Raw genomic sequence first — 12,538 nt, 5'->3', positions numbered from 1 at the left:
CCGAGCGCACCCGTTCCTCACGGAAGCGTCCTACCTCACCGGCGCACGACCACGGTGCTCGCGGCGGTGTCAAAGGTGCTCTGGTGGTACGGCCGGTCCTGGACGAGGTGAGCGAGGCGGACAAGGACGGTGATCACATTGATCACCGGGATCAGCCAGCACACGGCCGCCACGAACCGGGCCCGCTTGAAAGCCTCCTGCCACGTCGCCCGCTCGTGACCGCGCCAGACGCGGGCGACCCGCAGGCCGGTGACGAGCAGGCCCGGCGTGCCACCCCACAGCGCGACGAAGACGGTGCCGTACAGCGTGAGCCAGACGAAGCCGCCGAGCCACAGCCCGAGCAGGTCCCAGTAGCCGCCACCGTCCGGCGCGACCGCGTTCTGCAACGCGGTGCCGCCCATCAGCGGTACCGCCAGGCTCGCCCCGGCCACAACGAGGTCGATCAGCGCGGCGAGGAACCGCCGCCCTGCTGGGGCGAGTTCGACGACCACCGCGCCGCCGACCACGGGCAGCGTCCCCTCGACGCCCGCCTGGACGTACGCGGTTTCCGACCCGGTCGGCCGCACCCCGTTCAGCGGGTCCCGCTCTCGTGCCGCACCGCCGGCCGACGGAGGCACCCGCACCTGCGTCACACCGCCGCCCCCAACGCGTACCGCACCGTCTCCACGTCATCGGTGGGCACGGCCAGGTCGTACGACCCGTCTCCGGTCGTCAACTTGAACCGCCGAAACTTGAACGCCCCCGGCACGCGTTCCCCCTCCCCCACAAGCTTCACCGGCCCTGCGAGCTCCACCTGTTGCCGACTTCGCCGGTCCTCCCACACGAGCGGTCCGCTCGCGGTGAGCAACACCCAACCCTGCCGCGACCGGCCCGTATTCGCCCCGCCCGCGCCGATCGTCTTCGTGAACCCGGCGACCTTCAGCGTCATCCCGGCATCGAGATCGGCCCGATCCCCCTCAGCCGACCGCCGCCGCACCCAAGCCCACCGCAACAGCACATCCGCCGTAGTCCGCGTCCCCGCAGCCCGCCGCACGTTCTTCCCCATCCCGCGTCCCCACCCCAGATGTTGTTCAAGTGGACATGAGTTGTCCAGGGGGTGATCTTGGCGGCCGTCAGGTCATGGTGGAGTAATAAAATCCCCAAGGATTCCCAAGATTCAGAGCAACGGACAGCGAAGTGGCGTGTCGCCTCCCAGCACGAAGAGGTCCGGCCCCGTAGACCCAAGCGCACACACCTCGCACGGGCATCACCGCTGGCATGAAGGTATTCGCGGCCAACCGGAGGTGAGGGACGGTGACCCCTCGCTCGGTCCTGCGCTACAAGACCTGGACGATGCAACCCGACCGCCAACCGGACGCGGCGCCAGCCCGGTACACCATGCAGTGCGCCCTGGACGAAGAAACCTCACCGACGAGCGAGGACTTCGCCGAACCGCGCTCACCACCGAACTCCCGTCCCTGCCGGGCACGGCCGACCGAGGCTCGCCCCCCCACCCGTCAGCCCTGGCGGGGGACGGACCCTCACGTGCGTGCCGTACCCGTCGGGTTCTGGCATCAGCCGCAGAAAGTCAGCCACGACGCTGGGCGTGCCGACCGTCGTGGCTGACACATGCGCCTCGCTCGCCCTCGCACCGGCATCAGCCCCGTCCACCTCAGCTCTCGTCCGCGGACGTTTCCGTAAGAGCTGCCATCCCAGGCATCCCGAATACTTTCGAGAAAATCATCCAGCATTTCGCAGTTCTTCAATCGAGGAAGAAATCACGCCTGCATTCCCCTCCAGGCCGTCCATCCCTTGAGCGCTCTCCAGGAAATATATGGACCGAGATCTAAGCTCGCTATCAAATAGCCCACACATGAGAATCAGGTCGACGCAAGCCGTACGAGAATCAAGCGTTGCACTCGTTTCAAGAATCTCAACATAGGCCGGATAACCTAGGCTGATCTCTTTCATGCACTCCGCTTCGGATGTCGGACCGTACACGCCGGGATCCTCCTCGCTCACCACGGCAGCCGAGATGTCCGAGAGAAGCCCTAGAATTAGGTCTTCAGAATATTCCGAGCAGCGCCACAGGCAATGAACGAGACTAGACGCCAAGGCGATTGAGGCTTCACATAGAAGTCCTTGCACAAATACGACCCGCTCTACCCGACGCGTAGCGTCCACCGCAGCTTCCCGACTGCCAGCACGGGAAAGGCCCCAGAGGGCATCCCCGAGCATGCCGGCATCATCAGAAACCCCTTGGAGCGATCCCCAGGAATGCCGTCGCAGCTCTAGGTCCATATCGGCCCCAACCACCCTTATGCGTTATTCATCGTAGAGTCTCAATACGTCTGAATCAAACACCGTACCCGCCCCCTTGAACCCATCACGACCGAACGGAGTCGCGCACCCGAGATAGATCCCCCTCGGGGCGGTGGGGGCGATGGTCGGCGTCGGGGGCGGGGTCGTGTCGATCGTGAAGTAGCAGTACTTCGTCTACGGCGAGTACATGGAACCGGCGTGCCCTTGGCGGCCAGGACACCGGCCGCGGTCTGCACGACGAAGTTGGGTCGCAGCGTCGCCTGCGATCCGTCCGACGACTTCGGAGCCGCCGACAGCCTCGGCGTCGCGGTGCGAATGATCGCCGGGTGTGCTTCGTCGGCGCAGCCCACATTCGGGTCGGCCATCCTCAGACCCGTGGGCTCGGTGGGGGCGGAGACAAAGGTGACCGACAACGTCGCCTTGGTGGCGTTGAACTCCAGGTTGCCGCCGGGGCAGCCGGATGAGCTGCCCTTGGCCGCGGCGAAGGCGTCAACTTGCACGTACCAGGTGGACGGTTTGTTCCAGGTCGTCGATGACGAGATCGAGCTCGTCCGCCACAGTTGGATTTCCATGGGGGTGCAGTTGGCCGACCACACTTCTTCGGCGTTGAAGGTGGCTTCGAGGATGTTCTTGTCTGCCACCCCGTGCGGGTCGAGCACCACCGGGTAGGCAGTGCCGCTGTCGGACAGGAATCCCTGGTCCGGAGTCAGGGTCATCGCCGTCCCGTCGATCGAGACATCCATGACCGCGGTCTTGGATGTCGGCGCGGGGTCGTTCGTGGCGTCTGCCACGGCTGTTCCCGTGGACGCGACGCCACGCGACGTTGCCGCGTCACCCCGGGCGTCTGCACAGGAGGTGCGCTGTCCCATTGCAGAGCCGTTCCGGTCGTGAACACCGGGCGTCCCGTGTCGTCGACCAGTGCCGCGCCGCCCGACGCCGACGCTCTCACCGTCAGGCCGCTCAGCGTGACGGGAAACCGGAGGGCCGCCAACTGCGGATTCTGCGCGGCGGCGCGCGACTTGACGACCACGTTCTCGGCGAATCCGTCCGCGACCGCGGAGATCACGAGGTCCACGTCGGGCAGCACGGAGGCGTAAGTGGCCGTGGCCCCGGCCGGGGTCGGCGCCGGGAGCGTCCACGGAGCGGTGATGCCGTACGACTTGCCGTCCACCGTGACGGTCGCCAGCGGGCCGGTGCCGCCGCCGAGTCCCAACGACCTCACCCGCCCCCGGCGCGGGGACCACGCGGAGGGCGGCCTCGCCGTCCGGTCCGGGGGCCTCGGGTCATGGGGAGGTAATGAATTCTTCAAGGATTCGCATGGTGTGCGACAGGTGATCGCGGGGGCGGCCCCGTGCCTGTGGCGGGAAGAGATCGGAGGGGCGTGGGCGCGGCGGAAAACGGGGTGAGCGGTGTCGGTGGTCGCGCCTAATGTCGGGAGGGATGTCTGCCACGACCACTGACCCCGCGCCCGCCGTCCGTTCGAGATCAGCGATTCGGTCGCTGCTGCGCCTTTGGCCTTATGTGCGGGCGGTGCGGGTGCGGTTGGGGGTGTCCGCGGTGGTGGGCGCGGGCGCGTCGTGCGTGGCGCTGCTGATTCCGCTGGTGCTGAAGTGGATGGTGGACGGGCCGGTCTCGGACCACGATCCAGCCGGGGTGTGGCTCGGCGGCGGGCTGATCCTGCTGCTCGGGCTGCTGGAGGCGCTGCTGTTCGGGATCAGGCGGTGGCTGGTGGCCCGGCCGCTGGCCGGGGTCGAGGCGGCGATGCGGGCGGATCTGTACCGGCATCTCCAGCGGCTGCCGGTGGAGTTCCACGACCGCTGGGCGTCGGGGCAGTTGCTCTCGCGGGCGACGATGGACCTCCAGATCCTGCGGATGTTCCTCGCCTTCCCGCTGGTCTTCCTGGTGGTCAACACCGTCACCGTGCTGATCGGCTTCGCGATCCTGTTCGCGCAGTCCTGGCTGCTCGGCCTGGTGCTGCTGGCGCCCGCCGTGCCGCTGATGATCATGTGTTCCGTCTTCGAGACGCGGTACGCGCTGGCCGCCCGCCGCGCTCAGGACCAGGCGGGCGATCTGGCCACGCTGGTCGAGGAGTCGGTGCTGGGCATCCGGATCATCAAGGCGTTCGGCCGGCACCGCAGCCAGGCGCGGGCCTTCCGCGCGCAGACCCGGGGGCTGTGGCGTACTGAGATGCGCAAGGCGCGGCTGCTCTCGGACATCTGGGCCGTGATCATGACGCTGCCCGAGGTGGCGATCGGCGCCGCGCTGGTGTGCGGTGTGCTCCAGGTCGCGGACGGCAAGCTGTCGGCGGGCACCCTGGTGGCGTTCCTGTCGACCGCGCTCGCGCTGCGCTGGCCGGTCGAGTCGATCGGCTTCCTGCTCGCGATGAGCAACGAGGCGGCCACCGCCGCCGACCGGTACTTCGAGGCGATGGACACCCCCGAACCCGACAGCAGCGGCAGCACCGGCAGCACCGGCAGCACCAGCGGGAGCGAGAAGGACGGAAGCGCCGCAAATGCCACGGACGGCACCGGAGCCGGACGGCCGAGCGACGGCCTGCGCATGCACGCCGTCCGCTTCCGTTACCCCGACGCCCCCGACGCGGGCCCCGACCTCCTCAAGGGCGTCGACCTGCACATCGGCCCCGGCGAGACGATGGCGCTGGTCGGCGCCACCGGCAGCGGCAAGACGACGCTGACCGCGCTGCTCCCCCGGCTGCACCAGGCGACCGGCGGCCGGATCACCCTGGACGGCGCGGACATCGCCGACCTGCCGGTCAAGCGGCTGCGCGAACTGCTCGCCGTCGCCTTCGAGGAGCCGACGCTGTTCTCCGCGACCGTACGGGAGAACGTGGCGATGGGCGCGGGCCCTGAGGGCGCCGACGAGGCGGACATCGTACGAGCCCTGGCCGTCGCGCAGTGCGGCTTCGTGGAGCGGCTGCCGCAGGGCCTGGACACGCAGGTCGGCGAGCAGGGACTGAGCCTTTCCGGCGGGCAGCGGCAACGGCTCGCGCTGGCCCGCGCGGTGGTCGGCCGCCCGCAGTTCCTGGTCCTGGACGACCCGCTGTCGGCGCTCGACGTGCACACCGAGGCGCTGGTCGAGGCCGCGCTGCGCGAGGTGCTGGCCGACACGACCGCGCTGGTCGTCGCGCACCGCCCGTCCACGGTGATGCTCGCGGACCGGGTGGCGCTGCTGGAGGACGGCCGGATCACGGCCGTCGGCACGCACGCCGAACTGCTGCGGGACAGCGCGGTCTACCGCCACCTGATGTCGGGCGCCGACGAAGAGCCGGGTGCCGACGAAGAGTCAGGCGCCGACGAAGAGCCGGACGCCGAGGGGCACCCGGACCTGCCGGAGCAGCACGGCGCCGAAGAACGGACCGGGGAGGCCGACGAGGCTTCCGCCGCGCGGGAGAGGAGCGACGCCCGATGACCTCCGCGACAGAACAGGGCGCGACAGAAGCCGGCGCCACCGAGGAGTACGACTTCGACGAGCCCACCGCCGCGCCGCTCCCGCCCGACGACCCCTTCGCCAAAGACGTCCTGCCCGCCCCGAAGAACGCCCAGTTCACCCTCCTGCGCTCGCTCCTCGGCCCGCACCGCGCCCGCGTCTGGCTGGCCGCGATCCTGCTGCTGGTCCAGCAGGCGGCCGTGCAGGCGGGCCCGCTCCTGGTGGCGTACGCCATCGACCACGCCATCCCGGCGGTGCGCGACGGCCGGCACGGCGCGCTGATCGCGGTCGCCTGCGGCTACATGGGCTGCGGCATCGCCTCCGGCACGCTCCAGCGCTTCTTCATCCGGGTCGCCGCCCGCGTCAGCCAGGACGTGCTGGTCGACCTGCGCGGCCGGATCTTCCGGCACGCCCAGACCCTCAGCCTGGACTTCCACGAGCGCTACACCTCGGGCCGGCTGATCTCCCGCTCCACCTCGGACGTCGAGTCGATCCGCGAACTGCTCAACGACGGCCTGGACGAGCTGATCGAGGTCGTGCTGTCGGCGGTCTACATCACCGCGCTGCTGATCTTCCTCGACTGGGAGCTGGGACTGGCGGCCCTGGTGTCGTACGCCCCGCTGTACGTGGCGATCCGCGTGTACCAGCGGCGCTCGATGGTCGCCTACCGCAAGCGGTCCACGGCCATCGCGGCCGTCATCGTGAAGTTCACCGAGACGATGAACGGCATCCGCCCGGTGAAGGCGTTCCGCCGCGAGGAGCCGAACGACGAGGCGTTCCTCGAACTGAACCACCGCCATGAGCGGGCCAACGGCGACGCGATCCTGGAGATGGCGCGTTACGTCGTCGGCTCCCGCGTGATCGCCAACGTCACGATCGCCGCGATCGTGATGTGGGGCGCGTACCGGGTGGCGGACGGCGGGATGGCGCTCGGTGTGCTCGCGGCCTTCGTGCTGTATCTGCGGCGGCTCTACGACCCGATCGACCGGCTCGGCATGTTCCTCAACTCCTATCAGTCAGCGGCGGCTTCACTGGAGAAGATCGCCGGGCTGCTGGCCCAGCGGCCGACCGTGCCGGAGCCCGCGCCCGAGCGCGCGGTGCCGCTGCCGGAGCGGGCGGGCGAACTGCCGGGCCGCGAGGTCGTCTTCGACGAGGTGCGCTTCGCGTACCGCACGGGCGGCGAGGTGCTGCCGCGGTTCTCGCTGCGGCTGCCCGCGGGGCAGACCGTCGCCGTGGTGGGCGCGACCGGCGCGGGCAAGTCGACGCTCGCCAAATTGCTGGCCAGGTTCTACGACCCCACCAGCGGCCGAGTGCTGCTGGACGGCGTGGAGTTGAGCGATCTCACGCAGACCGATCTGCGGCGCGGGGTCGTGATGGTGACGCAGGAGGCGTTCCTGTTCTCCGGGACGGTCGCGGAGAACATCGCGATCGGCCGGCCGGACGCCTCCCGCGAGGATGTGGAGGCCGCCGCGAAGGCCATCGGCGCCCATGACTTCATCGCGGCGCTGCCGGACGGCTACGACACGGACGTACGCAAGCGCGGCGGCCGTATCTCCGCGGGCCAGCGCCAACTGGTCGCCTTCGCGCGGGCGTTGCTCGCCGACCCCGGCGTGCTGATCCTGGACGAGGCGACGTCCTCGCTGGACGTGCCGGGCGAGAAGGCCGTCCAGCACGCGATGCACACCGTGCTCAACGGGCGTACGGCGGTGATCATCGCGCACCGGCTGTCGACCGTGGAGATCGCCGACCGGGTCCTGGTCATGCGCGACGGCCGGATCGTCGAGGACGGCACCCCGGACGAACTCATCGCGGACGACGGCCACTTCGCCGGACTCCACCAGGCGTGGCGGGACAGCCTGGTCTGACCGTCAGCGCCCCTACGACGAGGCCGTCCACGCCGACGCGGCACCCGCCCGCGTCGGCGCACCGCCCCGCTGGTGTCGGCGAATCACCCCGTCCGGATCGGCGCACCGCCCCGCCCCGCGTCGGCGCACCGCCCGGCCCGCGCCAACGAACCGCCCTTCGCGCCACGCGCGAAGGGCGGTTCGTATTGCCGGGACACCAACTGCGCCTGATCCAGAGGGCCGGATTGGCCCCCTCTTGACCCCATTCGCCCGCAGAAAAACTTCTTCTCCGCGCAACACCGCGATGACAAATGACCGCTATGCGAACACCGCTCACCGAACAACGGACTGTTTTCGGCCAAGTTTGCCCCACGCCACTGACATGTACCGGTAAAGGATGCCACTCTGTGCCCCGTTCCACAGCAACGCCACAGCACTACAGCAGTGCCACAGCTCTACCCGGACAGATCACCAACCCCACCTGTCCGGACTGTCACCGACCGCCCATCCGCGGTCGCCGCAGAAGGAGTGACGAGTGCGCAGATCCCCCCGCAAGGCAACAGCAGCAGGAGTGCTGATTGCCGGTGCAGCGATGCTGGCGGTCGCACTGCCCGCGGGTACGGCCTCAGCAGGCGTACCCGGGCAGGCAACGGCCCAGGCCAGTACACATGTTCAGCCGCGAGCGGGTGCGCTGCCCGCATCGCTCTCCCCGGCCCAGCAGGCCACCCTCGTCTCGCAGGCGCAGACCAAGAGCGCGGCCACCGCGTCCTCGCTGCACCTGAGCTCGGGTGAGAAGCTGGTCGTCAAGTCCGTCACCAAGGACACCGACGGCACCGTCCACACCCGCTACGAGCGTACGTACCAGGGCCTGCCGGTCCTCGGCGGCGACTTGATCGTGCACCAGGACGCCGCAGGGGCGACCACCGGTGTCGACAAGGCGACCAACGCCTCGGTGGCGGTGGCCAGCACGACCGCGGTCAAGAGCGCGGACTCGGCGAAGACCACGGCGCTCGCCCGCGCGAAGGCGGACGGCGCGGCCTCCCCGGCCGCGGTCGGCGCGCCGCACAAGGTCATCTGGGCCGCGTCCGGTACGCCCGCACTGGCCTGGGAGTCCGTCATCGGCGGCTTCCAGGAGGACGGCACGCCGAACCAGCTCCACGTCATCACCGACGCGAGCACCGGCAACCGCCTGTACGAGTACCAGGGCATCGAGACCGGCATCGGCAACAGTGAGTACAGCGGCCAGGTCACCATCGGCACCACGCAGTCCGGATCGACGTACACGCTGACCGACGGCGGGCGCGGCGGCCACAAGACGTACAACCTGAACCACGGCACCTCCGGCACCGGCACGCTGTTCTCGCAGTCCAGCGACACGTGGGGCGACGGCAACCCGTCGACCGCCACGACCGCCGGTGTGGACGCGGCCTACGGCGCCCAGGAGACCTGGGACTTCTACAAGAACACCTTCGGCCGCAGCGGCATACGCGGCGACGGTGTGGCCGCGTACTCCCGCGCCCACTACGGCAACAGCTACGTCAACGCCTTCTGGGACGACTCCTGCTTCTGCATGACGTACGGCGACGGCAGCGGCAACACGCACCCGCTGACCGCGCTCGACGTCGCGGGCCACGAGATGAGCCACGGCGTCACCTCCAACACCGCGGGGCTGAACTACTCGGGTGAGTCCGGCGGTCTGAACGAGGCCACCTCGGACATCTTCGGCACCGGCGTGGAGTTCTACGCCAACAACACCTCCGACCCGGGTGACTACCTCATCGGCGAGAAGATCAACATCAACGGCAACGGCACGCCGTTGCGGTACATGGACCAGCCGAGCAAGGACGGCGGCTCGAAGGACTACTGGTCCTCCAGCCTGGGCGGCCTCGACGTGCACTACTCGTCGGGCCCGGCCAACCACTTCTTCTACCTGCTCTCCGAGGGCAGCGGCGCCAAGGTCATCGGCGGTGTGAGCTACAACAGCCCGACCTCCGACGGTCTGTCGGTGCCCGGCATCGGCCGGGACAACGCCCTCAAGCTCTGGTACAAGGCGCTCACCGAGCGCTTCACCTCGACCACCAACTACGCGTCGGCCCGCACCCAGTCGCTGCTCGCGGCGGCCGACCTGTGGGGCGCCAACAGCGCCACGTACAACACGGTCGCCAACACCTGGGCGGCGATCAACGTCGGCAGCCGGGTCACCACGCCCAGCGGCGTCACCGTCACCAACCCGGGCGCCAAGTCCACCGTGGTGAACACGGCGGCCAGCCTCCAGATCCAGGCGAGCACCACCAACGGCGGCGCGCTGACCTACACCGCGACGGGCCTGCCGGCCGGTCTGTCGATCAACGCCTCCAGCGGCCTGATCTCGGGCACCCCGACCGCGACCGGCAGCTCCAGCGTGACGGTCACGGCGAAGGACTCCACCAACGCCACCGGTACGGCCACCTTCACCTGGACGGTCACCAGCGCGGGCGGCGGCGGCTGCACCGCGGCGCAGCTCCTGACCAACCCGGGCTTCGAGAGCGGCAACACCGGCTGGACGACGACGTCGGGCGTGATCGACAACAGCACCGGCGCCGCGTCCCACGGCGGCTCGTACAAGGCGTGGCTGAACGGCTACGGGACCACGCACACCGACACGCTCGCCCAGTCGGTCACGATCCCCGCCTCGTGCACCAGCGCCACCTTCACCTACTGGCTCTACATCAGCAGCCAGGAGACCTCCACGACCACGGCGTACGACAAGCTCACCCTCACGGCGGGCAGCACGACCCTGGTCACCTACTCCAACGTCAACAAGGGCACCGGCTACGTCCAGCGCTCGGTCGACCTGTCCTCCTACAAGGGCCAGACCGTCAGCCTGAAGTTCACCGGCACCGAGGACGCCTCCCTCGCGACGTCGTTCCTGATCGACGACGCGGCGGTCAACGTCAGCTAGCCCGTACGGCTCGTGTCTGAGTCCTGCGGCGGGTCCCCACCCGCCGCAGGACCCGGGCGGAGGAACTCGCCGGGACAAGATCGACCGGAGGCCGCAGGACTCTGGTAGGCTGGTCGCGTTGCAGTTGTGGTACCCAGAACTTTTTGTGCGCCTGGATGATTGCGATTCCGGGCGCACTTTTGTTTTGCCGGATTTCTCCGGTGTGGGGTGATCATCTACAGCGACCCATATCCGTACAGTGCGGGTTTGGAAACTGCCCCACCATAGGGAGATTGTTATGGCTACCGGAACCGTGAAGTGGTTCAACTCGGAAAAGGGCTTCGGCTTCATCGAGCAGGAGGGTGGCGGCCCGGACGTGTTCGCCCACTACTCGAACATTCAGTCCCAGGGCTTCCGTGAGCTGCTTGAGGGCCAGAAGGTCGAGTTCGACGTCACGCAGGGCCAGAAGGGCCCGCAGGCGGAGAACATCCGTCCGCTCTAATTCAGAGTAACCGGGCCGCGACGCTCGGTAACGGGAGGCCCGCACCGCACGGTGCGGGCCTCTCGCGTGCAGCCGCCGCAATGGCTCCCGCCGTGGCGGCCCGAGGAAGGAATCCCGCTTTTGTCACCCGTGTCCCCCGTAAAGCTGTTCTCCGAGCTTCCGCTCGACCCGGCGCTGGTCGCCGCCCTGGACGCCGACGGGGTGACAGAACCGTTCCCGATCCAGGCCGCGACGCTGCCGGACTCGCTCGCCGGCCGTGACGTGCTCGGCCGCGGCCGTACCGGCTCGGGCAAGACGCTGGCCTTCGGCCTGCCGATGCTGACCCGCGTCAAGGCGCTCGGCCGCCGCGCCGACGCCAAGCGTCCGCTGGCGCTGGTGCTGGTGCCCACCCGCGAGCTGGCCACCCAGGTGACCGACGCGCTCGCGCCGTACGCGAAGGTGCTCGGGCTGCGGACCACCGCGGTGGTCGGCGGCGCCTCCATCACCAAGCAGATCGCCGCGCTGCGCGGCGGGGCCGAGATCCTGGTCGCGACCCCCGGCCGGCTCTTCGACCTGATCGAGCGGCACGCCTGCTCGCTGGACCAGGTCGGCGTGACGGTACTGGACGAGGCCGACCAGATGGCCGACATGGGGTTCCTGCCGCAGGTCACGCGGCTGCTGGAGCAGGTCAAGCCGGGCGGGCAGCGGATGCTGTTCTCGGCGACGCTGGACCGCAATGTCGACAAGCTGGTCAAGCGGTTCCTGAAGAATCCGGTCACGCACTCGGTGGACCCGTCGTCCGCGACGGTGACGACGATGGAGCACCACGTGCTGCACGTCGACGAGGCGACCAAGCGGGCGGTGACCGCGGAGATCGCCGCCCGGCAGGGCGGCGTGATCATGTTCGTCGGCACCAAGCGCGGCGCCGACCGGCTCACCAAGCACCTGCTGGGCCTCGGGGTGCGGGCGGTGGCGCTGCACGGCGGCAAGTCGCAGCCGCAGCGGAACCGGGCGCTCGACCAGTTCCGTACGGGGACGGCCGACGCGCTGGTGGCCACGAATGTCGCGGCGCGCGGGATTCACATCGAGGGTCTCGACCTGGTCGTGAACGTCGATCCGCCGACCGAGGCCAAGGACTATCTGCACCGCGGCGGGCGTACGGCGCGGGCCGGTGAGTCCGGCACGGTCGTCACGCTGGTGCTGCCCGAGCAGCGGCGCGAGAACGCCCGGCTCATGACGCAGGCCGGTATCCGGCCGCACACCGCCCGGGTCCGTCCGGGCGACGCGGATCTGGTCAGGATCACCGGTGCCCGGCAGCCGTCCGGCACCCCGGTCACGCTGCCCGCCGCCGAGGTCCCGGCGCCCAAGGCCAAGGCTCCCGGCGCGGTCCCGTCCCGCCGCCGCCGTGGCGGCAGTGGGCGCGGCGGCGCGGCCGCCGCCGGTGAGCGTCAGCAGCCCGCCAAGAAGGCCGCATCCCGCCGACCAGGAGCCTCGGCGATGGAGTGCGCGTCCGGCCCCGCCCGGAGCACCGGGGCGGGGGCGGCA

General features: G+C 69.6%; 10 protein-coding genes. 6 read left to right on the top strand and 4 right to left on the bottom strand.

The genetic code is table 11. From position 1 onward, the window contains the following. Positions 1-35: 35 nt before the first annotated feature. The 4 genes from ABZX65_RS34285 to ABZX65_RS34270 form a co-directional block, all read right to left on the bottom strand. Positions 36-617, bottom strand: a complete 582-nt coding sequence (locus tag ABZX65_RS34285; RefSeq protein WP_355349281.1) for an RDD family protein — start codon at positions 615-617, stop codon at positions 36-38. Positions 618-628: 11 nt separating this feature from the next. Continuing rightward, positions 629-928 (bottom strand): hypothetical protein, encoded by a 300-nt coding sequence (locus ABZX65_RS34280; RefSeq protein ID WP_355349278.1) that lies wholly within the window; start codon positions 926-928, stop codon positions 629-631. Between the two features lie 791 nt (positions 929-1,719). Continuing rightward, positions 1,720-2,001, bottom strand: a complete 282-nt coding sequence (locus ABZX65_RS34275; RefSeq protein ID WP_355349275.1) for a hypothetical protein — start codon at positions 1,999-2,001, stop codon at positions 1,720-1,722. A 320-nt stretch (positions 2,002-2,321) separates the two neighbouring features. Beyond that, on the bottom strand, positions 2,322-3,092 hold the full coding sequence (locus ABZX65_RS34270) for a hypothetical protein (RefSeq protein ID WP_355349272.1): 771 nt from the start codon (positions 3,090-3,092) through the stop codon (positions 2,322-2,324). Between the two features lie 114 nt (positions 3,093-3,206). Between ABZX65_RS34270 and ABZX65_RS34265 the strand changes: the two genes are divergently transcribed. The 6 genes from ABZX65_RS34265 to ABZX65_RS34240 all read left to right on the top strand — a co-directional run. Further along, a complete protein-coding gene (locus ABZX65_RS34265) occupies positions 3,207-3,398 on the top strand; it encodes a hypothetical protein (protein ID WP_355349270.1) in 192 nt (63 codons plus the stop codon). 343 nt (positions 3,399-3,741) lie between these two features. Continuing rightward, positions 3,742-5,730, top strand: coding sequence for an ABC transporter ATP-binding protein (locus ABZX65_RS34260; protein ID WP_355349267.1), 1,989 nt, complete (start codon positions 3,742-3,744; stop codon positions 5,728-5,730). After that, positions 5,727-7,613, top strand: coding sequence for an ABC transporter ATP-binding protein (locus ABZX65_RS34255; protein WP_355349264.1), 1,887 nt, complete (start codon positions 5,727-5,729; stop codon positions 7,611-7,613). Before ABZX65_RS34260 ends, ABZX65_RS34255 begins: the two co-directional genes overlap by 4 nt. Positions 7,614-8,127: 514 nt before the next feature. Further along, a complete protein-coding gene (locus ABZX65_RS34250) occupies positions 8,128-10,533 on the top strand; it encodes a M4 family metallopeptidase (RefSeq protein WP_355349261.1) in 2,406 nt (801 codons plus the stop codon). A gap of 277 nt (positions 10,534-10,810) precedes the next feature. After that, a complete protein-coding gene (locus ABZX65_RS34245; protein WP_188279682.1) occupies positions 10,811-11,014 on the top strand; it encodes a cold-shock protein in 204 nt (67 codons plus the stop codon). A 120-nt stretch (positions 11,015-11,134) separates the two neighbouring features. Then, positions 11,135-12,538: DEAD/DEAH box helicase (locus ABZX65_RS34240; protein WP_355349258.1), on the top strand; the 1,404-nt coding region annotated here is incomplete at its 3' end.

Origin of the sequence: Streptomyces sp. NPDC003300 (assembly GCF_040610915.1) — a bacterium.
In the GTDB taxonomy this organism is placed as follows: domain Bacteria; phylum Actinomycetota; class Actinomycetes; order Streptomycetales; family Streptomycetaceae; genus Actinacidiphila.
Note: the sequence above shows the minus strand (reverse complement) of the source record. Positions and strands in the feature narration are given on the sequence as shown.

Bases quoted from the DNA above. Each gene is read 5' to 3' on its own strand.
- ABZX65_RS34255 (WP_355349264.1), top strand. From the start codon at position 5,727: ATGACCTCCGCGACAGAACAGGGCGCGACAGAAGCCGGCGCCACCGAG.
- ABZX65_RS34260 (WP_355349267.1), top strand. From the start codon at position 3,742: ATGTCTGCCACGACCACTGACCCCGCGCCCGCCGTCCGTTCGAGATCA.
- ABZX65_RS34245 (WP_188279682.1), top strand. From the start codon at position 10,811: ATGGCTACCGGAACCGTGAAGTGGTTCAACTCGGAAAAGGGCTTCGGC.
- ABZX65_RS34280 (WP_355349278.1), bottom strand. From the start codon at position 928: ATGACGCTGAAGGTCGCCGGGTTCACGAAGACGATCGGCGCGGGCGGG.